At 71.5% G+C, this 24,650-nt stretch carries 20 protein-coding genes; 9 read left to right on the top strand and 11 right to left on the bottom strand.

The window, feature by feature from the left end:
* Positions 1-2: 2 nt before the first annotated feature.
* The 3 genes from B0I32_RS00590 to B0I32_RS00580 all read right to left on the bottom strand — a co-directional run bounded on the left by B0I32_RS00590 (position 3) and on the right by B0I32_RS00580 (position 3,358).
* Positions 3-1,202, bottom strand: coding sequence for a hypothetical protein (locus tag B0I32_RS00590; protein WP_245955429.1), 1,200 nt, complete (start codon positions 1,200-1,202; stop codon positions 3-5).
* Positions 1,203-1,281: 79 nt separating this feature from the next.
* Complete coding sequence (locus B0I32_RS00585; protein ID WP_106233995.1) at positions 1,282-2,088, bottom strand: class I SAM-dependent methyltransferase; 807 nt, start codon at positions 2,086-2,088, stop codon at positions 1,282-1,284.
* Between the two features lie 10 nt (positions 2,089-2,098).
* On the bottom strand, positions 2,099-3,358 hold the full coding sequence (locus B0I32_RS00580) for a cytochrome P450 (protein ID WP_106233993.1): 1,260 nt from the start codon (positions 3,356-3,358) through the stop codon (positions 2,099-2,101).
* An 88-nt stretch (positions 3,359-3,446) separates the two neighbouring features.
* On the opposite strand from B0I32_RS00580, the gene B0I32_RS00575 reads away from it, so the two are divergent.
* The 4 genes from B0I32_RS00575 (at position 3,447) to B0I32_RS00560 (ending at position 7,978) form a co-directional block, all read left to right on the top strand.
* The gene (locus B0I32_RS00575; RefSeq protein WP_106233991.1) at positions 3,447-3,854 is read left to right on the top strand and encodes a PaaI family thioesterase; all 408 of its coding nucleotides are present in this window, start codon (positions 3,447-3,449) and stop codon (positions 3,852-3,854) included.
* Between the two features lie 102 nt (positions 3,855-3,956).
* On the top strand, positions 3,957-4,382 hold the full coding sequence (locus tag B0I32_RS00570) for a nuclear transport factor 2 family protein (RefSeq protein ID WP_106233990.1): 426 nt from the start codon (positions 3,957-3,959) through the stop codon (positions 4,380-4,382).
* Positions 4,383-4,427: 45 nt separating this feature from the next.
* Complete coding sequence (locus B0I32_RS00565) at positions 4,428-7,133, top strand: alpha/beta fold hydrolase (RefSeq protein ID WP_181306874.1); 2,706 nt, start codon at positions 4,428-4,430, stop codon at positions 7,131-7,133.
* Positions 7,130-7,978, top strand: a complete 849-nt coding sequence (locus tag B0I32_RS00560) for an ABC transporter permease (RefSeq protein WP_106233986.1) — start codon at positions 7,130-7,132, stop codon at positions 7,976-7,978. Before B0I32_RS00565 ends, B0I32_RS00560 begins: the two co-directional genes overlap by 4 nt.
* 16 nt (positions 7,979-7,994) lie before the next feature.
* Here B0I32_RS00560 and glpK read toward each other — a convergent pair whose 3' ends face one another.
* The 3 genes from glpK to B0I32_RS00545 form a co-directional block, all read right to left on the bottom strand.
* A complete protein-coding gene (gene glpK, locus B0I32_RS00555) occupies positions 7,995-9,506 on the bottom strand; it encodes a glycerol kinase GlpK (protein ID WP_106233985.1) in 1,512 nt (503 codons plus the stop codon).
* Between the two features lie 21 nt (positions 9,507-9,527).
* Positions 9,528-10,334 carry an MIP/aquaporin family protein gene (locus B0I32_RS00550; protein ID WP_245955428.1) on the bottom strand — a complete coding sequence of 269 codons (807 nt, stop codon included), beginning with the start codon at positions 10,332-10,334 and terminating at the stop codon, positions 9,528-9,530.
* Positions 10,335-10,443: 109 nt separating this feature from the next.
* On the bottom strand, positions 10,444-10,902 hold the full coding sequence (locus B0I32_RS00545) for a GNAT family N-acetyltransferase (RefSeq protein WP_106233983.1): 459 nt from the start codon (positions 10,900-10,902) through the stop codon (positions 10,444-10,446).
* A gap of 245 nt (positions 10,903-11,147) precedes the next feature.
* Between B0I32_RS00545 and B0I32_RS00540 the strand changes: the two genes are divergently transcribed.
* Positions 11,148-13,256, top strand: coding sequence for an ATP-binding protein (locus tag B0I32_RS00540; RefSeq protein WP_106233981.1), 2,109 nt, complete (start codon positions 11,148-11,150; stop codon positions 13,254-13,256).
* An 8-nt stretch (positions 13,257-13,264) separates the two neighbouring features.
* Here B0I32_RS00540 and B0I32_RS00535 read toward each other — a convergent pair whose 3' ends face one another.
* Positions 13,265-14,185: a terpene synthase family protein gene (locus B0I32_RS00535; RefSeq protein WP_146177989.1), complete on the bottom strand. Its 921-nt coding sequence runs from the start codon at positions 14,183-14,185 to the stop codon at positions 13,265-13,267.
* 155 nt (positions 14,186-14,340) lie between these two features.
* Positions 14,341-14,733, bottom strand: a complete 393-nt coding sequence (locus B0I32_RS00530) for an ankyrin repeat domain-containing protein (RefSeq protein WP_106233978.1) — start codon at positions 14,731-14,733, stop codon at positions 14,341-14,343.
* Between the two features lie 95 nt (positions 14,734-14,828).
* On the opposite strand from B0I32_RS00530, the gene B0I32_RS00525 reads away from it, so the two are divergent.
* Together B0I32_RS00525 and B0I32_RS00520 are read left to right on the top strand one after the other, a co-directional pair.
* Entirely contained in the window at positions 14,829-15,728 is a 900-nt protein-coding gene (locus B0I32_RS00525) for a proteasome assembly chaperone family protein (protein WP_106233976.1), read from the top strand.
* A gap of 91 nt (positions 15,729-15,819) precedes the next feature.
* On the top strand, positions 15,820-16,860 hold the full coding sequence (locus tag B0I32_RS00520; protein ID WP_106233974.1) for a Gfo/Idh/MocA family oxidoreductase: 1,041 nt from the start codon (positions 15,820-15,822) through the stop codon (positions 16,858-16,860).
* Positions 16,861-16,905: 45 nt separating this feature from the next.
* On the opposite strand, the gene B0I32_RS00515 is transcribed toward B0I32_RS00520, so the two are convergent.
* Positions 16,906-17,697 (bottom strand): tyrosine-protein phosphatase, encoded by a 792-nt coding sequence (locus B0I32_RS00515; RefSeq protein WP_106233972.1) that lies wholly within the window; start codon positions 17,695-17,697, stop codon positions 16,906-16,908.
* A 160-nt stretch (positions 17,698-17,857) separates the two neighbouring features.
* Here B0I32_RS00515 and B0I32_RS00510 point away from each other — a divergent pair, with 160 nt between their 5' ends.
* Positions 17,858-18,634, top strand: coding sequence for a hypothetical protein (locus B0I32_RS00510; RefSeq protein WP_146177988.1), 777 nt, complete (start codon positions 17,858-17,860; stop codon positions 18,632-18,634).
* Positions 18,635-18,659: 25 nt separating this feature from the next.
* On the opposite strand, the gene B0I32_RS00505 is transcribed toward B0I32_RS00510, so the two are convergent.
* Positions 18,660-21,197, bottom strand: coding sequence for a tetratricopeptide repeat protein (locus B0I32_RS00505; RefSeq protein ID WP_106233969.1), 2,538 nt, complete (start codon positions 21,195-21,197; stop codon positions 18,660-18,662).
* 69 nt (positions 21,198-21,266) lie between these two features.
* Positions 21,267-23,378: a M6 family metalloprotease domain-containing protein gene (locus tag B0I32_RS00500; protein WP_245955426.1), complete on the bottom strand. Its 2,112-nt coding sequence runs from the start codon at positions 23,376-23,378 to the stop codon at positions 21,267-21,269.
* Between the two features lie 106 nt (positions 23,379-23,484).
* Here B0I32_RS00500 and B0I32_RS57370 point away from each other — a divergent pair, with 106 nt between their 5' ends.
* Positions 23,485-24,645: a PucR family transcriptional regulator gene (locus B0I32_RS57370; protein ID WP_106233968.1), complete on the top strand. Its 1,161-nt coding sequence runs from the start codon at positions 23,485-23,487 to the stop codon at positions 24,643-24,645.
* Positions 24,646-24,650: the final 5 nt, after the last annotated feature.

Genomic DNA, 24,650 nt, shown 5'->3' with positions numbered 1-24,650 from the left:
GTTCAGGGGGTCGCGGGCGCGGTGACCGTGGGCGTCGTCGCCGGCGGCGGCGCGGGCACCTCCCGGGGCCTGCGCCCCCGGGCGAACCACTCGATGGCCGCCCAGGCGACCAGCAGCCCGAGCCCGGCCCACCCGGCCGACACCAGGACCAGCGGCGGCGAGCCCATCAGCTCCCGCTGGCCCTTGAGCGCGCCGTACACCGGGCCCATGACCGCGTTCTGCGCCGTCAGCGCCCCGTACGCACCCACCGTGACGACGGCCGTGCCGAGCACCGCGCGTACGGCGGGGATCCGCACCAGGAACGCGAGGTCCACCAGCAGCGCGCCCACGACCAGGAAGAACGGCAGCGCCGACGGCGGGAAGCCGGTGTAGGTGAGCATCGGCCAGATCAGCGTCCTGAACCCCACGTAGCTCGCCGCGACGAGGGTGGCGGCGCCGAACCTGCCGATCAGCATCCTGGCCGCCACCAGCACCGACAGCCCGGCGACCACGGCGTAGACCGGGTAGAGGTAGTCGGGCACGGGCAGCGTGAACCCGGTGACCATCGTCCGGTCCACCGGCCGCCCCATCTGGTCGGCGGCGAACTGGAGCAGGATCTTCTCGGCGTAGACGACCCCGTTGTCCCAGGCGCCGAGCGACAGGATGCCGTACTCCTGGTGCTGCTCGGGGAAGTGCACGTTCTCCAGGAAGAACGCGAAGAACGCGCCGAGCACGACCGTCCGCTCACGCCCGGGGGGCGCGCCCATGAACCAGCCCCGGAGCACGCCGGCGATCATGAAGAACGTGCCGGCGTAGAGCATGATGTGGGACGGGCTCCACGAGGTGATGTCGAGCCCGTTGACGCGGTGGTTGATCAGGTCGAGCGGCACCGCGACGAGGAAGATCCCGGTGCCCCACTGGATGAGCCTGAGCGCGGCCTTGTCGACGCCGTAGCCGGTGTAGCCGTGGATCATGACGAGGGCGACGACCAGGGCCGTGCCGGCGGAGTTGAGCAGGTGGGGTGGGGCGAGGTCGTCACGCAGCCACCTGAAGTGCCACGAGACGTCCCACGCCGAGCCGAGCACCTTGAGCGTGAACGCCACCAGCCACCCGTAGTAGAGAACCCTGAACAGGTCTTGGGGCGTCTCGCGGCCCGCTTCGCCGCGAGTCCAGTAGGGCAGGGCCCACTCGGCGGCCCTCTTGAACGATGCTGGAGACTTCACGGGACTGAATCTTACGGTCATCGGCCGCACTGGCCCACGATGAGTCGTTCGACCTGTTTCGTGATCTTCGTTCGGCGGGCTACGACCTGCCGTCGGCGGGCAGCGACGCCCGCAGGGAGAACATGAGCGGCGTCCTCGGCTCGCCCGCCGGGCGGCGGTAGACGTCCCCGTCCCCGACCAGGGTGCCGAAGCGGCGGAACAGGGTGTGGTCGTGCTCGTGCAGGAACTCCACCCGCAGCCCGGCCGCCGCGACCGCGCTGACGATCTCGCCGAGGCCGTGCCGGAACTGCACGGTGGTCTGGTGCTCCAGGATCTCGGGGCCGGTGTAGGTGTGGGGGTACTCCCAGACGTGGGGGCCGCGGTCGAAGTAGTCCTCGGTGACCTTGGTGCCGCTCTCGTCGTCGAGGACGTCCACGAAGGGGTGGAACTCGGCCACGTACAGGAACCCGCCCGGCCTGAGCAGTTCCCTGACCGTGCGTGCCCAGCGGGTGAGGTCGGGCAGCCAGACCAGGGCGCCGATGCCGGTGTAGACGATGTCGTACGTCTCGCCCAGCGCCCGCGCCGCGTCGTAGACGTCGGCGGTGACGAACCTGGCCGGCAGGCCGCACTCCGCGGCGATCCGCCCGGCCTGCTCGATGGCGGCCTCGGAGAAGTCGAGGCCGGTCACCTCGGCGCCCGCCCTGGCCCAGGAGAGGGTGTCGAGGCCGAAGTGGCACTGCAGGTGGACCAGGCTGCGGCCGGCGACCTCGCCCACCTCGTCGAGTTCGAAGGGCCGCAGCGCGTTCCTGCCCGCCTTGAAGCCCTCGACGTCGTAGAAGGCGCTGCCGACGTGAACGGGGACGCGCGCGTTCCAGTTGGCCCGGTTGACCTGCAGATAGTCGTCCATGATCACGATGCTAGCGGCGGCGCAGGCGTACCGGGAGGTGCTTGAGCCCGTTCTGGAAGTTCGAGGTGAGCCGGCGGGGCGGGCCGGCCGGCTCGACGTCCCAGGCGAGCAGTTCCCGCAGCACCGAGCGGAACTGGGCGCGGGCCAGGTGGGCGCCGAGGCAGAAGTGCGGGCCGAAGCCGAAGCTGACGTGGTCGTTCGGCGTGCGGGCGACGTCGAACCGGTCCGGGTCCGCGAAGACGGACGGGTCGCGGTTGGCGGAGGCGTGGTAGACGACCACCTTGTCGCCCTTCCGGATCGGCCGTCCCGCGAGGGTGAGGTCGCGGGTGGCGGTCCGCCTGAAGTGCATGACCGGCGGCCAGAACCGGAGCATCTCCTCCACGGCCGGGCCGAGCAGGGAGGGGTCGGCGCGCAGGCGGGCCAGCTCGGCGGGGTGCTGGAGCAGCGTGAGCACGCCGCCGGGGATGCCGTTGCGCAGGGTCTCGTTCCCGGCGACGGCGAAGAGGAAGAACATGTTCTCGAACTCGGCCTCGGTCAGGCCGCCCTTCAGCATCGCCGACATGACCGACTCGCCGTCCACGGGGCTCTCGGCCAGGGCGTGCGCGTAGGCGAACATGTCGCTGAGCGCCGCCCTGGAGCGCGGATTGACCCCGGGACGCGGCTCGGGCCTGGCCGCGACGGCGAGCCGGCCGATCGGGGTGAGCGCCCGCGCGTCGGCCGTGGACAGGCCCGCGTAGTCGTCGTCCTGATAGCCGATCACGCGCGAGGCCCAGTCGTACAGCAGCCGCCTGTCCTGCGCGGGAACCCCCATGACGTGGGCCAGCGTCCACACCGGCAGGTCGGCGGCCACCTCCACGAAGTCGCACTCCCCCGCCTCGAACAGCGCCGCCGCCCGGGCCGCGATCGCCCGCTCCAGGGCGCGCACGGCCCTCGGGGTGAACGCCGCCGCCACGATCCGGCGCAGCCTGGAGTGGTCCGGCGGGTCCATGTTCAGCATCTGCGACTGGACGAAGCGCAGGTCGGCCGGGGTGTCGGGGTCGCGGATCTGGGTGGCGCCGAGGTGGGAGGAGAAGTCCTGCGCGTCGCGCAGCACGTGTTTGACGTCGGCGTGCCGGAACACCGCCCAGTAACCGGGGCCCTCGCGCCAGGGGCCCAGGGCGGGCTCGGGGATCCAGCAGACGGGAGACTCCTCCCTGAGGGTGGCGAACAGGTCGTACGGGACGGCCGTCTCGTACGTGGACGGCTGGAACACCTCGACCGCTGACCTCATCTCCCCACGATGCGCTCCGGCCCGGCGCCCCGGCAACTGGCCCGCCCCCGCCGGTAACGTCCGCGCGTCCGGTGGGGATGACGATCACGTGACTCCGGAAAACGCAGAGGCGATTCTGCGGCAGTACTTCGCCCCCTGGATCCAGCGGCTCGGACTGCGCGTGGAGGAGGTGGGCGAGCGCCACGCCGTCGTACGGCTGCCGTGGTCCGACGACCTGGCCAGGGAGGGCGGCGGGCTGAGCGGGCAGGCGATGATGGCGGCGGCCGACACCGCGACCGTCGTCGCCATCTCCTCGGCGCGGGGCGGGTTCGTGCCGATGACCACGGTCCAGCAGTCCACGACGTTCCAGCGGCCGGTGGTGGGCAGGGACGTCCTGCTCGACGTGCGGATCACGAAGCTGGGCCGGACGCTGGCCTTCACCGAGATCACCCTGACGGCCGAGGGGAGCGACGAGGTCGTGGCGCGGGCGAGCACGGTCTACGCCCTCCTGGGATGAGCGCGGTAGGCGGCGCCCTTACGTCCGAGGTAATCGCGGTGCCGCGGGAACGAGAGGAGAGTGTGTGACGGCACCACTGAAACCGGACTTGAAGGACAGATCATGACGACTCGCGACACCGTTCAGGAACTGCTGCGCCGGATCGGCGAAGGAGACGCCGAGCGCACCGCCGGGCTGTTCGCCGAGAGCTGCGACTGGAAGTACAGCTGGCCGGAGGAAGGACACCCGGCGGTGCCGTGGATCAAGCCGCGGTCGAGCCGCGACGACGCGGCCGAGCTGTTCCGCGCGCTGGCCACCTACCACGTGCCCGAGCTGAACAGCACCTCGGTGGCGCGCATCCTGGTGGACGGGGACGACGCCGTCGTGCTCGGCGACTTGGTCCAGACGGTCGAGGCCACCGGCGAGGCGTACACGTCCCCGTTCGCCCTGCACCTCACGGTCGAGGACGGGCGCATCACCCGCTACCACATCTACGAGGACAGCCTGACCGTGGCCACGGCGCACTCCGCCCGCCGACGCGCTTCATGATCGTCGTCTCAGGGATCTCTCAGGTGCGGAAAGTAGGCTCACCGCATGAAGCGTGTGGCCGCTTGGACAGCGGCGCTCGCCCTCATCGCGGTGACGACGTGGCTCGTGTGGCCGTCGGCTCCCGAGGTGCGGGGCCAGGATCAGACAATAACCGTCGTCGACGGACCGGCCGACGACGAGAAGGTCGAGCTCGACACGACCTATTTCGCGCCGCCCGGCGGCGGGAAGGCGCCGGCCGTGCTGCTCGCGCACGGGTTCGGCGGCAGCAAGCGGAGCATGCGGGACCAGGCGGTACGGCTCGCCCAGCAGGGCTACGCCGTCATGACGTGGTCGGCGCGCGGATTCGGCCGCTCGGGCGGCCAGATCGCGCTCAACTCGCCCGACTACGAGGTCAAGGACGTCAAGCAGCTCATCGACTGGCTGGCCCGGCGGCCTGAGGTCCAGCTCGACGCCTCGGGCGACCCGCGCGTCGGCATCGCGGGCGGCTCGTACGGCGGCGCCATCGCGCTGATGACCGCCGCCTACGACCGGCGGGTGGACGCGATCGTCCCCCAGATCACCTGGTCCGACCTGGCCGACGCGCTCTTCCCCAATGCCGCTCAGCCCGCCGCGCCGGCCACCGCCGCCCGGACCTCCGACCCCGCCGAGCCTTCGGACCCGGTGGGCGGCGTCTTCAAGCGCATGTGGGCCGGCATCTTCTTCGGCCAGGGTGTCTCGCTGGACCCCACGTCACTGCTGGGCCGGCGCGAGGCCGCCCCGCCGCTGACGCCCGAGCAGGCGCGGTGCGGCCGCTTCCTGCCCGCGATCTGCGCGGTCTACCAGCAGGTCGCCGAGACCGGCCGGGCCACCCCCGAGGCCGTGGAGCTGCTGCGCAAGTCCAGCCCGATCACCGTGGCCGGGCAGATCAAGGCCCCGACGCTGCTCATCCAGGGTCAGCGCGACTCGCTGTTCCCGCTCGGCCACGCCGACGCCAACGCCAGGGCGATCGCCGCCGGGGGCACCCCGGTGAGCCTGGCCTGGTTCGACGGCGGGCACGACGGGGGCAACGGCGAGGCCGACTGGCTGTTCGACCAGTCGGCGGCCTGGTTCGCCCGCTACCTGAAGGGCGACGACTCGGCGCCGCGGGTGAGCGCGTTCACGGTGACGCGTGACGGCGGCCGCGACCCCGGCACCCGCCAGCGCATCAGGCTGCACCCGGAGGCCGGCGCGTATCCCGGCCTGGCGGGCACCGGCACCACCGACGTCCGGCTGAGCGGCCCCGCGCAGAACATCGTCAACCCGCCGGGCGGCGCCCCGGCGGCGATCTCCACCGTGCCGGGCATCGGCGGCCTGCTGGCCGGCCAGAACACCGGCGGCGTCTCGCTCGACATGCCGGGACAGTCGGCCGCGTTCGAGTCGGCGCCGCTCACCGCCCCGCTCCAGCTCACCGGCAGCCCTACGGTCAGGATCAGGGTGTCGGGCGAGGGCGAGGCCACGCTGTTCGTGAAGCTGTACGACGTGGCGGACAGCATCCAGCCACCCGCCCTGCCGGCCGGCCTGGTCGCGCCGGTCCGGGTGAGCATCCCCGAGGGCGCCGGCAGCGCGGAGGCCACCGTCGCCCTGCCCGCCGTGGACCACAACTTCGCGGTTGGTCACCGGCTGCGTCTGGTCGTGGCCACGACCGACATGGGGTTCGCGACCCCCGTCCAGCCGGCCGCGTACCAGGTGGAGCTGGCCTCCCCCGCGCTCGCCGTCCCGACGGTCGGCACGCTGGCCGCCGCGCCGACCGGGATCGCGTGGTGGGTGTGGGCGATGCCGCTGGCCGCCGTGGTGGTCGCCGGCGTCCTGCTCGCCACCGGCCGCACCCCGTCCCGCTCCCGCCGCCGTACCGCCGCCGCCGTGACACCGGACGCCGGGCCCGGCGACGGGGCGCCGGCCGCGGAGAGCCGCGAGGCCGTCGCCGCCGCCAACGGGCGGACGGCCGGCCAGAAGGGTGACGCGGACGTGCCGCTGGGCGGTCAGGAGGGCGACGCGGACGTGCCGCTGGAGATCAGCGGGCTGACGAAGGCGTACCGCAACGGTGAGCTGGCCGTGGACGGCCTGTCGTTCCGGGTCGAACGGGGCCAGGTGCTCGGGCTGCTCGGCCCGAACGGCGCGGGCAAGACGACGACCATGCGGATGATGATGGGCCTGATCCAGCCGGACGCCGGCGAGATCCGCATCTTCGGCGAGCCGGTGGCCCCCGGCGCCCCCGTGCTGTCGCGGCTCGGATCGTTCGTGGAGGGCCCCGGGTTCCTGCCGCACCTGTCCGGCCGCGACAACATCGCCCTCTACTGGGCCGCCACCGGCCGGCCCGCCGCCGACGCGCACTTCGAGGAGGCGCTGGAGATCGCGGGCCTGGGCAAGGCGCTCGACCGGGCCGTACGCACCTACTCCCAGGGCATGCGCCAGCGGCTGGCCATCGCCCAGGCCATGCTCGGCCTGCCCGACCTGCTCGTGCTGGACGAGCCCACGAACGGCCTCGACCCGCCCCAGATCCGCGAGATGCGCGAGGTGCTCAAGCGCTACGCCCGCGACGGCCGTACCGTGATCGTCTCCAGCCACATGCTGGCCGAGGTGGAGCAGACCTGCAGCCACGTCGTGGTCATGCGGCGCGGACGGCTGGTCTCGACCGGCCCGGTGTCGCAGCTGCTCGGCTCGGCCACCCGGTCCAACGGGCACGGGCCGCGCCTGGAAGACGTGTTCCTCGACCTCATCGGAGACAACGCATGACCGCCGCGACCGGCTACGCGCCGAACCGCACGCTGCCGCTGCGGGTGGAGATCGTCAGGCAGTTCAAGCGCAGGCGCACGATCGTCGCGTTCGGGCTGCTGCTGGCGCTGCCGTGGATCCTCGTGATCGCGTTCCAGTTCGGGCCGCAGTCGAACGCGCAGGGCCAGTCGGCGCTGCGCATCTCCGACCTGGCCACCGCGAGCGGCCTGAACTTCGCCGCCTTCGCCCTGTCGGTGTCGGCCAGCTTCCTGCTGGTGGTGGCGGTCGCGCTGTTCTGCGGCGACACGGTCTCCAGCGAGGCCAACTGGTCGTCGCTGCGCTACCTGCTGGCGGCGCCGGTCCCGCGCGACCGGCTGCTGCGGCAGAAGCTGATCGTGGCGCTCGGCTACTCGGCGGCGGCGGTGATCTGCCTGCCGCTGATGGCGCTGCTCGCGGGGACGCTCGCGTTCGGCTGGGACGACATCCAGGTGCCCGGGACGGGTGAGACGATCCCGGCGTTCGACGTGCTGCCGCGCTTCGGCATCGTGATCGCGTACGCGCTGGTCAGCCAGCTCGTGGTGGCCGCCGTGGCCTTCCTCGTCTCGACCATGACCGACTCCCCGCTGGGGGCCGTGGGCGGGGCGGTCGGCCTGTGGATCGTGTGCACCATCCTGCAGGCCGTGGAGGCGCTGGGGGTGCTGCGCGAGTTCCTGCCCACGTTCTGGAACAACGCCTGGCTGGACGCCCTGGCTCCCGAGCTGGACTGGAGCGGCATGGCGAAGGGGGCCTCGATCTCGATCACGTACGCGGCCATCCTGATCGCGGTGGCGTTCCGGCGCTTCCGCCGCAAGGACGTGGTCAGCTGACCGGGCCCATGGGAGGTCACCCGGCCCAGTCGAGGGCCCGGGTGACCGCCTTCTTCCAGCCCGCGTAGCCCTCCTCGCGCTGGTCCTCGCTCCACCGGGGCTCCCAGCGCCGGTCCTCGGCCCAGTGGGCGCGCAGCTCTGCGGTGTCGGCCCAGTAGCCGAAGGCCAGGCCGGCGGCGTACGCGGCGCCGAGCGCGGTGGTCTCGGACACGGTCGGCCGGCTGACGGGCACGCCCAGGATGTCGGACTGGAGCTGCATGCACAGGTCGTTGGCCGTCACGCCGCCGTCCACCTTGAGCACGTCGAGCACCACCCCTGAGTCGCGCTGCATCGCCTCGACGACGTCGCGGCTCTGGTAACAGATGGCCTCCAGCGCGGCCCTGGCGAGGTGGGCGTCGGTGTGGAAGCGCGACAGGCCGACGATGGCGCCGCGGGCGTCGGCGCGCCAGTAGGGGGCGAACAGGCCGGAGAAGGCCGGGACGAAGTACATCCCGCCGTTGTCGTCCACCTGCCGCGCCAGCGTCTCGCTCTGGGCCGCCGAGGTGATGATGTGCAGCTGGTCGCGCAGCCACTGCACGGCCGAACCCGTCACCGCGATCGAGCCCTCCAGCGCGAAGATCGTGGGATCCTCACCGAACTTGTAGGCCGGGGTGGTGAGCAGGCCGCTCTCGGAGCGCACCGGGCCGGGCCCTGTGTTGAGCAGCAGGAAGTTGCCGGTGCCGTAGGTGTTCTTGGCCTCGCCCGGCGCGAAGCAGACCTGGCCGACGGTGGCGGCCTGCTGGTCGCCCAGGATCGCGGTGATCGGCACTTCGCCGGCCATGGGCCCCTGCCTGACCGTGGCGCCGTAACCGGTCGGGTCGGCGGACGGGCGGATCTCGGGCAGCATCGCGCGCGGGATGCCGAAGAACGACAGCAGCTCGTCGTCCCAGTCGAGGGTGGTCAGGTCCATCAGCATGGTGCGGCTGGCGTTGGTCACGTCGGTGATGTGCACGCCGCCGTTGACGCCCCCGGTGAGGTTCCACAGCGTCCAGGTGTCGGTGGTGCCGAAGATCGCCTCACCGCGCTCGGCGTCCGCGCGCACGCCGTCGACGTTCTCCAGGATCCACTGGATCTTGCCGCCGGAGAAGTACGCCTCCGGCCGCAGCCCGGTGCGGTCGCGGATGACCTGGCCGCGGCCGTCGCGCTGGAGCTCGGCGGCGATCCGGTCGGTGCGGGTGTCCTGCCAGACGATCGCGTTGTAGTAGGGACGCCCGGTGCGGGCGTTCCACACGACCGTGGTCTCGCGCTGGTTGGTCAGCCCGATGGTGACGAGGTCGCCGTCGTGCAGGCCGGCCCGCTGCATCGTCGACTGGATCACGGCGGCGGTCCTGGTCCAGATCTCGATCGGGTTGTGCTCGACCCACCCTGACCTGGGCAGGATCTGCTCGTGTTCGAGCTGGTACTTGGCCACCTCGGCGCCGTCGTGATCGAAGATCATGAAGCGGGTGCTGGTGGTGCCCTGGTCGACGGCGCCCACGAAGTCGGGCATGCGGTTCTCCCCCGGTCTGTCTCAGTCGGACGGCTTCACGGTGTCGCGGTCCTCGCCCTGGGGGAGATAGCGGGCGATGCACGCCTGATACAGGCCGGCCCCGATGACGCCGCCGATCAGCGGGCCGACGATCGGGACCCAGAAGTAGAGGTCGCCGTACTGGTCGCGCCACGCGCCGCCGTACCCGGTGAGGAAGCTGGCCAGGCGCGGCCCGAAGTCGCGGGCCGGGTTGATGGCGTAGCCGGCGTCGGCGCCGAAGGACATGCCGATCCCGACGATGAGCAGCCCGATCACGAACGGCCCCATGTTCGCGCTCGGCGCCATGTTGGCCGTGTCGGACAGGGCGAAGATGACGAAGAGCAGGATCGCGGTGCCGATGATCTGGTCGCGCAGCCCGCCCCACAGGCCCACGGGCAGGGTGCCGTTGCCGGGCAGGGTGGAGAAGACGATCTGGGTCTTGATCGTGTGCCCGGGGTCGGCCATGGCCAGCAGCTCGGTGTAGTTCCAGCGCACGATGAGGGCGGCCAGGAAGGCCCCCGCCGTCTGCGCGACCACGTACGGGAGCACCTTGCGCCACGGGAAGCCGCGGAACAGCGCGAACCCGAGCGTCACGGCGGGGTTGAGGTGCGCGCCCGTCGTGCGTCCCGCTACGTAGACGCCCAGCATCACGCCGATGCCCCACGCCCACGCGATGCTGTCGTGGTCGCCGAGCTCGCCCGCCACCACCTGCGCGACCACTCCTGCGCCGAACAGGATGAGCACCGCGGTCCCAGCGAACTCCGCGATGAGCTCGCCTCTGTGCCCCATCCGGTTGAGCCGTCCGGCCACCGGTCACCTCCCTCGCACCGCTGTGTGCCATTCCCGATTTCAGCGGATGCATACGGAAGGTACGTGACGCGTTGCGGAAAGTAACGGCCAAGCGCCCCCGCGAGCCGCCTCAGATCGTGCGGGAGAAGGTGATCGCGTCCTTGCCCGGCCCGTTGTAGCCGGTCACCGGACCGGTGACGTCGAAGCCCATCCGGCGGTGGAAGGCGACGGAGCCCGTGTTGACCGGCGAGGTGATCGCCCTGACGACGTGGCGGCCGTGCTCGCGGGCCACGCCGAAGAAGCGTTCGTACAGGACGCGGGCCAGCCCGCTCTTCCGCGCGCCCGGCGCGACGCCGACGAAGTGGATGTAGGCCTCGTCAGGCTGGGACGGGGACGGGAAGCCGACGAGGAAGCCCGCCAGCGCGCCCGCGTCCTCGGCGATCAGGGACGTGCGGTGGAAGTGGTCGAGGAACACCCTGGGCAGGGCGGGTAGGATCGGCCGGCCCCACCAGCCGTCGACCACGGCCGCGATGGCGTCGTAGTCGCCGGGCGCGGCCTGTCGCAGGGTCGGGCGCAGGGTCGGGGTCATGCCGGGTCAGCCCCAGTGGGGTGGCCGGTTCTCCAGGTAGAAGGCGTCGGTGTCGCGCTCGCGCCAGTCGCCCCACGCGAGGTCGGTGTCGTCGGCCGTCTGCTCAGGTAGGAAATCTTCCACGCCGAACATACTACTCGGGTGTACAAACCCATACCGAGCGTGTCCGCAGGTCCAAGGACATGCGGCGATCGCGGCGGTACGATGGCGGTGCAGGTGTCGCCGATCCCCCCGTGAGGCTGCGCATGGCCACCCCGACAGGCTGGCGGCGAGAAGGCAATCTGCCGGCGGAGCTGACCAGCTTCGTGGGCCGGACCCGCCTCCTCGCCAACCTCAAACGGCACCTCGGCGAATCCCGCCTGGTGACCGTCACCGGCATCGGTGGTGTGGGCAAGTCCCGCACGGTGCTGCGGCTGGCCCATCAGGTGCGTCCCCACTACCCCGACGGCGTCTGGTTCGCCGACCTCGCCCGGCTGCAGGACGCGGGCATGGTCAGGCACACCATCGCCTCCGCGCTCGGCATCGCCGACCAGTCCTCGCGGGAGGCCTCGGAGTCGCTGTCGGAGTGGGTGGGCGAGCGCGACATGCTGCTCATCATCGACACCTGCGAGCACCTGGTGCAGGGCTGCGCCGAGCTGATCCACGAGCTGCTCGAGGCCGCGCCCAACCTGAAGGTGCTGGCCACCAGCCGCCAGTCGCTGCACCTGCCCTACGAGCACGTCGTGCCGGTGCCGCCGCTGCAGGTGCCCGGCGACGATCCGGCCGAGAGCCTGTTCACCAACGAGTCCGTGCAGCTCTTCGCGGCCAGGGCCGGGGCGAGCGTGCCCGACTTCGTGCTCGACGAGGACAACATCGCCCCGGTGGCCGAGCTGTGCCGCCGTCTCGACGGCATCCCGCTGGCCATCGAGCTGGCCGCGGTGCGGCTGCGGGCGCTGTCGGTGGAGCAGATCCTCGGGCTGCTGGCCGACCGGTTCAGCCTGCTGGCCGGCGCCAGCCGTACGGCGCTGCCCCGGCACCAGACGCTGCGCGCGGCCATCGGCTGGAGCCACGAGCTGTGCGAGCCGGCCGAGCGGCTGCTGTGGGCGCGGTTGTCGGTGTTCGCCGGCGACTTCGAGCTCGACGCGGCCCGGTTCGTCTGCTCCGACGGGCGGCTGCCGTCAGAGGACATCACCGACCTGGTGACCGGGCTGGTGGAGAAGTCGATCCTGCTGATCAGGAGCAACCACGCCGGCGTGCGCTACAAACTGATCGACACCCTGGCCGAATACGGCGAGGAGTGGCTGGAGAAGCTCGGCCAGAAGGAGCAGATGCGCCAGCGGCACCTGGAGTACTACCTGAGCCTGGCCCAGCGCAGCGAGGACGCCTGGTCGGGGCCGCGGCAGATCTACTGGTTCGTCCGCATGCGCCAGGAGCACGACAACGTCCGCGTCGCGCTGGAGCACGCGCTCAGGTCGTCGGGCAGGTCCCAGCTCGCGCTGACCCTGCTGTCGTCGCTGTGGTTCATGTGGGTGTGCTGCGGGTTCGCCCGCGAGGGCCGCCTCTACCTGGAGCGGGCCCTTGAGGCCAACCCCACCGTGAGCAAGGAGCGGTGCAAGGCCCTCTGGGTGCTCTCCTACACCAAGAGCGCCCAGGGCGACAGCGCGGGCGCGCTGACGGCGGCCGAGACGTGCAGCACCGAGGCGGTGCGCGTGGGCGACTCCCGCGCGGTGATCCTGGCCTCCAAGATGCAGGGCACGGCGGCACTGCTCCAGGGCGACCTGCAGAAGGCCAGCGCGCTGCTGGGCGTGGCGATCGAGTTCAACACCGACAACAAGGAGCTCAACCCGGGCCTGCTGCCCGCCATCGTCGAGCTGTCCATCGTGCTGACCACGCAGGGCGAGCTCTACGAGGCCGAGTCGCTGCTGCAGGACTGCCTGCAGGTGTGCAAGGAGCGCGGCGAGCTGTGGGTCAGCTCCCACGCGCAGTGGGCGCTGGCCAGCACCAGGCTGGCCACCGGCCGCACCGGTGAGGCGCTGCAGAACGTCAGGGAGGCGCTGCGGATCAAGCGCCACTTCCACGACACGCTCGGCACCCTGATGGCGCTGGAGACCGCGGCGCGCATCTTCGCCGCCGCCGCGCAGCCGCCGGTGGCCGCCAGGCTGCTCGGCGCGTTGCAGCAGAACTGGCGCACGGCCGGTCTGCCGCAGCTGGGCGCGCCGTGGATGACCGACGATCACGACCGGTGCGTACGCGAGTGCAAGCAGGTCATGGGCGAGCTCGCCTACAAGAACGCGTTCGAGGAGGGCGCCAGGCTCGATCTCGATGAGGCGTCCGGGCTCGCGCTGGAGGATCCGGACGCCCCCGAAGAGAGCTGAAACGGGACCTAGACGGCCTGCGGCCAGCGGGTGCCGTCAGGCCAGGCGTGCACGTAACGCGCACTGCCGAGCGAGAACTCGATGTGGCCCCGTACCCAGTGTTCGAGGCCGCGGACGTACTTGCGCACCGGCAGCGGAGCCCACTGCTCCAGTGCGGTGCGCCGGTGGACGAACGCCGCGATGGCGTCGTTGTGCATCTGCGCGACCTCGCGCAGCGCGTCCTGCAGAGTGAGGGACCTGTGCGTGGCCAGCACGGTCACGAGATTGTGCCTGGCCTTGTCGTTGCCGCGCTCCTTGGCGTACGACAGGAGGTCGTTGTCCCAGCCGATGAGGTCGCACGCCAGGTCGGAGAGCGTGCGCACGTCGGGGTGGTGCCATTCCTCGGCTTCCAGCCGGTAGCCGCCACCGGCGTCGATGAGCGCGAAGCAGGTGTAGGTGGCCCCCGTGATGCGGCGCATCAGGACGTAGTCCTCGGGGGTGGGGATGAGGTCGACCTCGCGGTTTGCCGCCTCCCAGATCTGGGCGAACAGGTACTCCTTCACCGTGATCCGCCACCGGTCCACCTGTGCGGGGGTGGCGGCTTCGGTGATGCGGCGGAGGAGCTCGTTGAGTGCGAGGCCGAAGGGGTCGCCGGCGTCCGGCTCCCGTCGCCGGTCGAGGATCTCGAGCAGCGGCGGAAGGGCCCGCGCCAGCGCGGAGGCCCGGTGCCCCATCAGCTCGCCTTCGCAGAAGGCGTCGTCGAAGGCGAAGAGCCAGTTGTACCAGTCGTTGATCAGCCTGAGGCTTTCGCGCGGCACGGTGGGGTTGGTACGTGCCGCGAGCAGGCCGATCTGTGAGCGCCGGAAGTGATCGATGGTCTCGGCGCCGTTGAGCATTCTTGAGGCGGCCAGCCATGCGTGGCTCTCCGCGTCGACCTCCGAGGCATGCACGTTGATCTCGTTCGGGAACGGACATGGCAGCGGAGGGATGTGGAGCGGTCGCCTACTGAAGGAGTGCGCAGAAGTAGCCACGTCTCCCAGCATGACTAGAGAGTGTTCGAAAGGCCACACTCAGCAACTTCGGGCCCTTTAGTGCTTATTTCATACTATGAATCGCTTTGCGAGAACCATTGGATAAACTGGTCATTCGCGAACATTAGCGCCGTCTCACGCGCGGACGGCCGCCCGGCGTCGGGATCGGCTCCCCCGTCCAGCAACGCCCTGACCACAGCCGATTCCTTCTTGAAGACCGCACCGGCGAGCGGGGTCTGCCCGCGGTCGTTGGCCCGGTCGACGTCGGCGCCGCTTGTGACAAGCATGCGTACGGTCTCGGCGTGACCGTAATAAGCCGCCAGCATCAGCAAAGTGTCACCTTTGTCGTTGGCCAGGTTGACCGGCAGCCCGGCCCCGACGTACGCGCGCAGCGCCTCGGTGTCGCCCGCTCTGGCCAGGCCGAACATCCTGGTGGCGAACTCCTCCAGCTCCGGGTCCTCGTCCATGCGTCCCCTTTTCCATCGATAGGGTGCCGTGCACGGAATCGTTCCGGCGCGCCGTAGGTTCTGGTGAAGAGTACCTAGGGAAAGGCTGTCCAACCGTGTTCGACCCGAAGGATCTCTACAAGCTCGCAGACGATGCGCCCGAGCTGACCGATCCGGTGTTGCTGTACCACTTCGACGGCTTCGTCGACGCGGGCGGTGCCGGACGCCTCGCGCTCGGCCACCTGCTGGCCGAGCTGGAGCACCGGGTCGTGGCGACGTTCGACGTGGACCGGCTGCTCGACTACCGGTCGCGGCGGCCCATCATGACGTTCGACACCGACCGGTGGGTGGAGTGCGAGAACCCCGAGCTGGCCGTCCATGTGGCCGAGGACTCGACGGGCACTCCGTTCCTGGTGATGAGCGGGCCCGAGCCCGACCGGGAGTGGGAGCTGTTCACCCAGGCTGTGCGGGCGCTGGTCCAGCAGCTGAAGGTGAGCAAGATGGTGACTTTGCACGGCATCCCGATGGCGGTCCCGCACACCCGGCCGCTCGGCCTCACCATGCATGCCAGCAGGCCCGAGCTGATCAACGCGCAGACCAGCGCGTTCGGCCGGGTCCAGGTGCCCGGCAGCGTGGCCGCGCTACTGGAGCTGCGGCTCGGCGCGCAGGGCCACGACGCGGTGGGCTACGCGGTGCACGTGCCGCACTACCTGTCGCAGGCCGAATACCCGACCGCCGCCGTGACGGCGCTGGAGGCCGTGACGCGGGGCACGGGGCTCGTCTTCCCGATGGACGCCCTGCGTGACGCCGCCCGGCGCACCACGACGGAGATCGAGGACCAGATCCGCGCCTCGGCCGAGCTGTCCACCGCCATCTCGGGGCTGGAGCAGCAGTACGACGCGTTCGCCGGCGGGGCCGAACGCGAGAACCTGATGGCCGAGACGACGCCCATGCCCACGGGCGACGAACTGGCCGCCCAGTTCGAGCGCTTCCTGGCCGAACGCGACGACGAGTGACCCGCCGGCCTCACCTCGGCCGGTTGATCGGCGAACCTTCCCCCGGCCGAGTGGCCGGAGGCCGTCGCCCGGGGCGGGATAGCCTGGCCGGATGAGCGAGATCCGCGTCGGGCTGGTCGGCTACGGCACCGCAGGGGCGTACTTCCACGCCCCGCTCGTCCACGCCACCCCCGGCCTGTCCCTGGCGGCCGTGGTGACCGGGAATCCCGATCGCCGGGCCGAGGTGGCCGCGCGGTACTCCGCGGTCGCCGTCGCCGACGTACGGGACCTGTGGGAGCGGTGCGACCTCGTCGTGGTCGCCTCGCCCAACAGGACCCACGTGAGCACCGCCGCCGCGGCGCTCGATCACGGCCTGCCCGTCGTCGTGGACAAGCCGCTGGCGGGCAGCGCCGCGGAGGGGCGTGACCTGGTACGGCTGGCCGAGGAGCGCGGGCTCATGCTGACCGTCTTCCACAACCGGCGCTGGGACGGCGACTTCCGCACCATGCTGCGCCTGGCCGGCGAGGGCCGGCTGGGCGAGGTGCGCCGGTTCGAGTCGCGGTTCGAGCGCTGGCGCCCGGTGCCCAAGGGCGGCTGGCGCGAGACCGGCGGCCCCGAGGAGATCGGCGGCCTGCTGTACGACCTGGGCAGCCACCTCGTCGACCAGGCCGTGCGGCTGCTCGGGCCGGTGCGTGAGGTCTACTGCGAGAGCGACGTCAGGCGGGAGGGGGTCGCCTCCGACGACGACACGTTCATCGCGCTGACCCACACCAGCGGGGCTCGCTCGCACCTGTGGGTCAGCTCGGTGGCCGCGCGGCTCGGGCCGAGGTTCCGGGTGCTCGGGTCGCGGGCCGGGTTCGTGAAGTACGGGATGGACGTCCAGGAGGAGCGGCTGCGGGCCGGGATCCCGCCCGGCTCGCCCGGCTTCGGGGACGACGAGGAGGAGCGCTGGGGCGTGCTCGGCACCGAGGAGGCGCGGGAGGTCGTCCGCACCGAGGCGGGGTCATACCTGGACTTCTACCGGGGTGTGGCGGCGGCGCTGCGGGAGGGCGCGCCGCCGCCGGTGGATCCGCGCGAGGCGGTCGACGTGCTGACGGTCATCGAGGCGGCCCGCCTGTCGGCCAGCAAGCGAACCGTCGTCCACCTGGATTGACCTCCGGCACCCCGCCTCCGGCGTCACGGTACCCCGGCGTCGCCGTCAGTCGCGCAGGCGGGTGCGCATGGTCTCCGTGTCGCTGTCCGTCCAGCCGTTGCCGCCGAGCCACCCCAGCACCCCGCCGAAGCGGTCGTCGAGCACGCCGAGGAACTGCTCGATGTTCCCCGCCCTGGGCAGGTGGTAGTCGGCGGGCCTGGCGTCCAGGTCGTCCCGGTACGTCGCGCTGGCGCGCAGCCGCTTGAGCACCCGCTCCAGCCGCTCCCCCGTGACCAGGTAGTCCTCGACGATCGCCGCCCTGGTCACCCCGGCGATCTCCAGCGCCATCGCCGACAGCACGCCCGTACGGTCCTTGCCGGCCGCGCAGTGCACCACGGAGGCCCCGTCGTTCAGCGCCATCGCCCGCAGCGCCGCCACCACGGCGTCCGGCCGGTCGCGCAGGTAGCCGTAGTAGAAGCCGGTGACGCGCAGCTCCTCGTCCAGCACCCGCTCGGCCCAGGGCAGCACCCGGTCGGCGTCGATGACGTCGGCGTCCACGTCGGTGTGCCGCCCGCCCTCGGCGAACAGCGTCAGGTGGTGGTGGCTGACCTCGGGCACCCGGGTCAGCGGGCCCGGGCCCTCCAGACGCACCTCGGGGGTCGACCGGAGGTCCACCACGTGCCGCAGGTTCAGCTCGCCCACCAGCAGGGACACGTCGGCGGGGGTGAGCCCCTGCAGGTTGTCGGAGCGGAAGATCCGCCCGTGACGGGTGCGGCCGCCGTCACGAGTGGGCAATCCGCCCAGGTCACGCGCGTTGACCGCGCCTTCCAGGTCGATCCACCTCGTCATCTCGCTCATTATTGCGACCCTATATGTCCGCCAAATATGAGCGGATTCGAGGTTCATAACGCAGCATGAACGTATGGATCCACGAGCTCTGCCTCCACGGCTGGTGATCGATCCATCGCTGCACCCGGAGATCTCGGTCGAGCTGCGCTCGAGTCCCCACCTTCTCCGCATGGCTCGATCGGGCGCGCGAATGGACACCACGCACAACCCCGCCATGCTCTTCGTGCTGCCCGCCTTCCTGCTCCTGATCTTCATGGTGACCGGCAGCGAGGGCCTGTTCGTCGCGGGCCTGGGAGTCGGCATGATCGTACTGATCAGGTGGATGGCGATGGACAGCACCTATCGCTCCACCCGGCGAAGACTCCGCCTCGCGCAGGCGCACGCCGAGCGGTACATCCTGCCGGAAGACCTTGACTATCCCTGTCAGATGTTGTTGCGCCGGGCGCAGAACGCCGTCGAGGCGATCATGAACTCGAAGGTGCACAAGGCCGGGCTGATCGACACCATCGAGAACCGGGTGTCGCTGCCCGAGGAGGTCTGGCAGATCGGCGAGCGGCTGCGGCGGCTGTCGTCCATGCACGCCGAGCACGGCAAGCTCATCCCGCGTGAGCTGCCGCCGGGGATGGAGGACGCGTTCAAGCCGTACACGAGCGCGCTCGACGCCGCCTGGACGTCGCTGTCCCAGCGGGTACGCCACCTGGAGAAGTACGCCAAGCAGGTGCTCAAGGCGGACAAGGTCTACCACGCGCACCAGCGCCTGGAGCGGCTGGCCGCCAAGACGCCCGAATACCAGCAGCTGCTCGCCGAGACCGTACGCGACGAGATGGCCCACGAGCGGATCAGAGAGCTGTCCGACCAGGCGGCCCACGTGCGCAAGCTGTTCGAGGAGAGCATCCTGCAGGCCCGGCAGGCGGCGGGAGAGCTGCTACGGTCCCCGCTCACCTGAAGGACCCCGCGACGAGGCGGCGCCGTCACGATTCCTGTTCGTCCGAGGGGGCGGCGCGGCCGAGCAGTTCCAGGGTCCTGCGCATGCCGGCCTCGTTGCCGAGGCTGCGGTAGATGTCCCTGGCCTGCTCCAGCGGCTCCACCGCGGCGCCGGGGCCGCCCCCGTTCAGGTGCGCCTCGCCGAGGTAGCGCAGGCTCTCGGCCATCCACCACCGGTCCTTGAGCTCCTCGAACTCCCGCACCGCCCGGCGCAGCTCGCCCTCGGAGTCCTCGATGCGGCCCAGCCTGGCCAGCGCCAGCCCGGCGGAGACGGCGTTGCGGGCCACTCCCCAGGAGTCGCCGAGCGCGGCCAGGATGTCATCGGCCCGGCGAACGTGGTCCAGCTCGCGCAGCCCGTTGTCGGGGTCGCCGACCTCGCCGGCCGCCCGCAGGCAGCGGGCCTCCTCCCACAGCTCCCCGCGCTGCCGGAACATCTCCGAGGCCCGGTCGAGGCTGTAGCCGGCCCTGGTGAACAGCTCGGCCGCGCGCCGGTGGTCCCCGGCCCGGCGCTCGCCGCGCGCCTGCGCCGCCAGCACCTCGCCGTAGACGCGCAGGGTCTGGGCCTCGGAGTAGCGGTTGCCGTCCCGCTTGAAGATCTTCAGGGCGGCTTCGAGCAGTTCCCCGGCGTCCTTCGGCCGCCCCTCGGCCATCCGCATCTCGGCCAGGTTGCGCTGGGTGCGGGCCATCCACCACAGGTCCTCCTCGCCCTTGAACGCGGTGATCGCCCCGATGAGGAAGTCCTGGGCCCGGTCGAGGTGGCCGTCGCTGAACAGCGTCATGCCGACCGTGCGCATGGCCCTGGCCGCCCACCAGGACTCGCCCAGGTCGGTGAAGATCTCCAGGGCCTGCTCGGCCTCCTCCAGCCCCCGATCGCGCAGCCCCATGCCGCCGTGCACGGAGGCGGCGTCGAGCAGCGCGATGGCCAGCGAGCGCCGGTCCCCGGTCGCGGCGGCCGCCTCGCAGCCCAGCTCCGCGACGGCCGCCCAGTCGGCCCAGTACGCGCGCAGCGAGTGGCACAGCGAGCAGAACGCCCTGGCCAGCCCCCAGGTCAGCTCCCAGAGCCGGAGCTGGTGGGCCTGGTGGATCATGGCGATGAGCGAGAGCCGCTCGGCGTTGAGCCAGTCGCCGGCCCGGCCCTGCCCGCCGGCGCTCGACCCCCTGCCGCTCCTGCTCCAGTCCTGCGGCCAGCGGTTCTGCGCGGCCTCCTCGGCGCGGCGGCGGTAGGCGTGCAGGACGCGCTCGATCGCCGGGGTGAGGCGGTCCTCGTCCTGTCCCACCAGCTCGGCGGCGAACACCCGGACCAGGTCGTGCAGCCGGTAGCGCATGGCGCCGGTCTGGTCGGTGCCCGAGCACTCGGCGAGCTCCGCGTCGATCAGCGCCTCCAGCTGGTCGGCGCCGTCCAGCCCGGAGACGTCGAGCAGCTCGCCGGCCACCCAGCCCGGCACGTCGGGCGAGTGCAGCGCGCTGAGCAGGCGCAGCAGGCGGCGCTGCACGCCGGTGCAGTCGTCGTAGCTGAGCTGGACGGAGGCGCGCACGCTCTTGTCCACCGTGGGCGCCACTTCGAGCTGGTCGAGCCGGCGGCGGCGGTCGGCCAGCCGGTTGGCCATCTCGCGCATGGTCCACTGCTCGCGGGTGGCCAGCCGGCCGCCGCAGATGTTGATCGCCAGCGGCAGGTAGTCGCACAGCCGCACGACCTCCTTGGCCGCCTCCAGGTCGTCCACGATCCGCGCGCCGCCCGCCAGCCTGGCCAGCAGCTCCACGCCCTGCGGCTCGCTGAACTCGCCGAGCCGCGTGTCGTGCGTGCCGTTGAGGAACAGCGGCGAGCGGGAGGTGACCAGCACCGCGCAGCCGGGTTCGGCCGGGATCAGCGGCGCGACCTGGGCGGCGTCGTGGGCGTTGTCCAGGCCGATGAGGATCCTGCGGCCCCTGGTCCAGGTCAGCCAGAGCCTGCGCAGCTCCTCCAGCCCTCCCGGGTCGGTGGTCAGGCGGACGTCCAGCGCGCGCAGGAACCCGATCAGCACCTCCTCGGGCCGCACGGGGGCGTCCACGCCGCCGCGCAGGTCGGCGTAGAGGCGGCCGTCGGGGTAGCGGTCGGCGACCTCCTGCCCGAACCTGGCCATGAGCGCCGACTTGCCCACGCCGCCGCGGCCGTACACGGAGACGACCAGCGGCGGGGCGAGGTCGGACGAGCGCCTGCGGGCGGCGAACACCTCGCGCAGCTCGGCCAGCGCCTCGGCGCGGCCGGTGAAGTGCTCGGGCACGGGCGGCCACTGTTCGGGCGCGAACACTCCCGGCTCCAGCGGCCCGCGGCGCCTGGTGCCGCGGACGTCGGTGGTGGCCCAGGTGGTCAGGCCGACGAGCACGGCCGCCCCCAGCGTCACGCCGATCTTGGCGGCTGGCGGGATCTCCCACTCCACCGACGCGGCGAGCACGCTCGCGGCCGCGGCGGCCAGCCCCGCGGAGACGGGCGCCGCCCACGGCCTCCTCCGCCGGCGCGGTTTGTCCGGCAGTAAGTCCCCGGTCAACGAACACCCCCTTGGGGGTGATTCAAACCGATGGGGTACGTCCTACGCCAGACGTACCCCATCCTTCACTCAAATCCCGATCACGTGACAGGTGGCCGTCATCGTTTTGGACGGGTCGCTCTCCGAGGTGGCGGTGAGCTTGACCCGGGCCAGCCGGTCGCCGCCGGAGGCGCGCACGGCGTTGACGCTCACGAGCGCCTGCTTGCCGAACGCGACGGAGGCCAGGGCGTTGGGCACCTGGGCGGTCCAGCCCTTGCCCTGCACCTCGGCCTTGAGCCGGTAGAGGTCGTGGCCGAGGTAGGCGCTGACGTTCTCCGGGTGCTGCCCCTGGGCGGGAGCGGCCTTGCCGGTGTTGAACAGCGGGAACGCGCAGGTGGACTGGTTCTTGCCGGTGGGGATGCCGGCCGCGGGCAGCAGCTTGACGCCGCGGCGCTGCGGGCCGGAGCCGTCGAGCGAGCGGACGGCGACGGTGTAGGACAGCTCGCCGGCGCGGTCACGCTTGAGGTCGGTGACGTAGAAGTGCAGGCGGTTGGCCTCGTCGACGTACTCGTACTGGCTGCCCGAGTCGGTGCCGGCGTGGAAGAGGGCGTCGGAGAGCTGGCGGTAGTCGCCGATCGTGATCGGCACCTCGGTCCCGTCGGGCAGGACGTAGTCGGTCATGCCGATGTCGGCCGGGTTGGCGTCGATCACCCACTCGAACGGGGCCCTGTCCTCGTTCTTGGTCTTGGCCAGCAGCACGCCGGAGTCGGGGGTGAAGGAGTCGCTGCCCATGCGGTCCACGACCTCGATCGTGTAGTTCTCGTAGCCGCCGCGGTCGCAGAGCGGGTCGGAGGTCTGGCAGGAGCTCTTGTCCCCGGTGTCGAAGGAGATGTTGACGCCCGACAGCTCGTTCTTGCCCGGCTGCGCCACGCGGGCCAGGACCGTGGCCGTGACCAGGCCGGACTCGTCGAGCGCGTCACGGGAGAGGCGCAGGACGTTGCGCTCGTCCACCATGTTGAGCTTGATCTTGTTGCGCAGCATGTGCTGGGCGCCCATGGACGCGCCGCCGGTGGGCGGGATCAGCCAGCGGGAGTGCGGGCCGCCGGGGCCGTTGAAGCTGCCGCGGCTGAGCATCTCCCAGATGCCGGTGTACGACCTGCGCGGCGGTTCCGAGTAGGGATTGTTGTAGTTGTCGGCGATGCCCATGATGTGGCTCAGCTCGTGGGCGTAGACCGCCATGCCGGAGCTCTCGGCCTGCACGGAGTCGACGCCGAAGCGGGCGTTGGGCCAGAAGGTGGAGCCGGCCTGCCAGGACGTCCATTCGACGTAGCGGGTGTCGACCCAGTTGGTCAGCGCGGGGTCGGGCGGGCCCCACTCGTCGGTGACGTCCTCCTTCGTCGGGAACTTCATCATCCCGAACTCCTGCCAGGTGGACGACTCGTCCTGGCCGGCGCTCAGGTAGAAGACGAAGTCGAACTGCTCGGCCGTCTCCTGGCCGACGTCGGCGAGCCAGGCGGCGTTGCCCTCGGTGCGCAGGTTCTTCGTGCACGTGTCGCCGGCCGGGCAGCCGTTGCCCGCCTGGAACTCCATGGCGTACTCGTGGTCCTTGCCGGTCATCTGGTATGGCCCGAACCCGGTCAGCTCCACGCCCAGCCGGCCGCCGGAGTCCTCCATCCAGTACTCGTGGATGGTGTGCCCCTTGTTGAGGGCGTTCGGGGTGTTGAGGAAGTCCTGGTAGAACCGGGCGACCTGGTCGCGCGGCACGTCGTGGGCCTCGGCGCTCGGGTTGGCGAAGATCGTCGAGCCCTGGGGCTGGGTCACCACGAACGGCTGGTTGGGATAGTCGAGCAGCACCAGCGCGCCCTTGAAGGTGCGCTGCGACCCCTTCACGGCGGGGTCGTTCCACTTGGTGCCGGGCGGCTTCTTGTAGTCCGCCCACGTCATGTGGTCGGGGTTCTCCCAGTTCTGCGGGTCGATGGGCTTGATGTCCCCTGGGGGACGGGTGCGCAGGGCCTGCTCACCGGCCGGCGACCCGGCGGGTGCGTCGCGTTGCCAGGGCTGCGTCTGCGGCCAGTGGTTCTGCCGCCACGGGTGCTCGGGATCTGTGGGGGGTGCTGCGGAAGCGGGGGTCGCGATCAGGCTCACCGGGATCAGCACGATGGCCGCCAGCAGACCCTTCAGCAGCTTCTTCGGGGCATTCACGGATTGACGGTATAGACGTTGTTGACGGAGATCACCGCGCAGTTGTAGGGAAGACCTGTAGGGCTGTTTCCGTCAAATGTCGAAATATCCACGTAAAGGTGGCGCTGTGGCGGATCTCCAGCGGGTCGTGGACGAGCTCGCCGCCCGTCTCGACCGCCCCCTGCTGCTTGAGGACCGCGTCCAGAAGGTCGTGGTCTACAGCGAGCAGAGCGGCGCCATGGACGACGTCCGCCGCGACTCGATCCTGCGCCGCCGTACCTCGCCCGAGGTGCGGGGCTGGCTGCGCGACGCGGGCATCCACGAGGCCGCCCGGCCGCTGCGCATCCCCGGGGCGCCGCACCTGGGGCTGCTGCCGCGCGTCTGCGTCCCGGTACGGCACGCCGACGGCCTGCTCGGTTTCCTGTGGTTCATCGACGCCGAGCCGCCCATGCCGAAGAGCCGCGTCGCCGAGGCCGCGGCGGCCGCCCCCGCCCTGGCGCTGGCCCTGTTCCACGAGAGCCTGGCCAGCGGGCTCGCCTCGCACCGGGAGCTGGAGGCCGTCACGGGGCTGCTGCTCGGCGAGCCGGACGCCGCCAGGCAGCTCATCGAGGCGGGCGCGTTCCCGCAGGCGCGGCCGGTGACGGTGCAGGTGGCCAGGCCGGTCGCGGCCGAGCCCGACGACGCCCTCAGGCTGGCGCTGGAGCAGGGGCTGCTGGCGCTGCGGCGGCGGCTGGGCGGGCACCATCCGCTGCACCTGGTGCGCTACGACCACGCGGTGCTGCTCACCGCGGGCCAGCCGGTCCCCGGCGACGAGCTGCACGCGGTCATGCCGGTGCCGGTGGTGGTCGGGGTCGGGCGGCCCAGGGACACGCTGGCGGGGGCGGCGGAGTCGTACCGGGAGGCGCTGCACGCCGCCGAGGTGACCGCGCGGGTGCCGGGGCTCGGGCGCACGGCGGAGTGGGCCCGCCTGGGCGTCTACCGGATGCTCACCCAGCTGCCCGACCAGGAGCTGCATCCGGGTCTCGAAGGGCTGATCGGGGACGCCCAGCACCTGACGCTGCTGGAGACGCTGGAGACCTACCTGGACCTGGCGGGCAGCGCCGTGGCCACCTCGCGGGCGCTGCGGCTGCACCGTACCTCGCTGTACTACCGGCTGCAGCGGGTGGAGCAGCTGGCGCGTACGGACCTGAAGGACGGCGGCGAGCGGCTGGCCCTGCACCTCAGCCTGAAACTGGCCCGGCTGTCCGGGCGCTACTCCCCCAGGAACTCACCCGCCTCGTCGTCCTGAAGCCG

This window comes from Nonomuraea fuscirosea (assembly GCF_003001935.1).
Lineage (GTDB): Bacteria > Actinomycetota > Actinomycetes > Streptosporangiales > Streptosporangiaceae > Nonomuraea > Nonomuraea fuscirosea.
The sequence above is the reverse complement of the archived record's forward strand: the minus strand, read 5'-3'. Positions and strand labels throughout refer to the sequence as shown.

Coding starts and splice junctions, on each gene's coding strand:
- B0I32_RS00585 (WP_106233995.1), bottom strand. CDS start 2,088: ATGGACGACTATCTGCAGGTCAACCGGGCCAACTGGAACGCGCGCGTC.
- B0I32_RS00580 (WP_106233993.1), bottom strand. CDS start 3,358: ATGAGGTCAGCGGTCGAGGTGTTCCAGCCGTCCACGTACGAGACGGCC.
- B0I32_RS00570 (WP_106233990.1), top strand. CDS start 3,957: ATGACGACTCGCGACACCGTTCAGGAACTGCTGCGCCGGATCGGCGAA.
- B0I32_RS00565 (WP_181306874.1), top strand. CDS start 4,428: ATGAAGCGTGTGGCCGCTTGGACAGCGGCGCTCGCCCTCATCGCGGTG.
- B0I32_RS00560 (WP_106233986.1), top strand. CDS start 7,130: ATGACCGCCGCGACCGGCTACGCGCCGAACCGCACGCTGCCGCTGCGG.
- glpK (WP_106233985.1), bottom strand. CDS start 9,506: ATGCCCGACTTCGTGGGCGCCGTCGACCAGGGCACCACCAGCACCCGC.
- B0I32_RS00545 (WP_106233983.1), bottom strand. CDS start 10,902: ATGACCCCGACCCTGCGCCCGACCCTGCGACAGGCCGCGCCCGGCGAC.
- B0I32_RS00540 (WP_106233981.1), top strand. CDS start 11,148: ATGGCCACCCCGACAGGCTGGCGGCGAGAAGGCAATCTGCCGGCGGAG.
- B0I32_RS00530 (WP_106233978.1), bottom strand. CDS start 14,733: ATGGACGAGGACCCGGAGCTGGAGGAGTTCGCCACCAGGATGTTCGGC.
- B0I32_RS00520 (WP_106233974.1), top strand. CDS start 15,820: ATGAGCGAGATCCGCGTCGGGCTGGTCGGCTACGGCACCGCAGGGGCG.
- B0I32_RS00515 (WP_106233972.1), bottom strand. CDS start 17,697: ATGAGCGAGATGACGAGGTGGATCGACCTGGAAGGCGCGGTCAACGCG.
- B0I32_RS00510 (WP_146177988.1), top strand. CDS start 17,858: ATGGCTCGATCGGGCGCGCGAATGGACACCACGCACAACCCCGCCATG.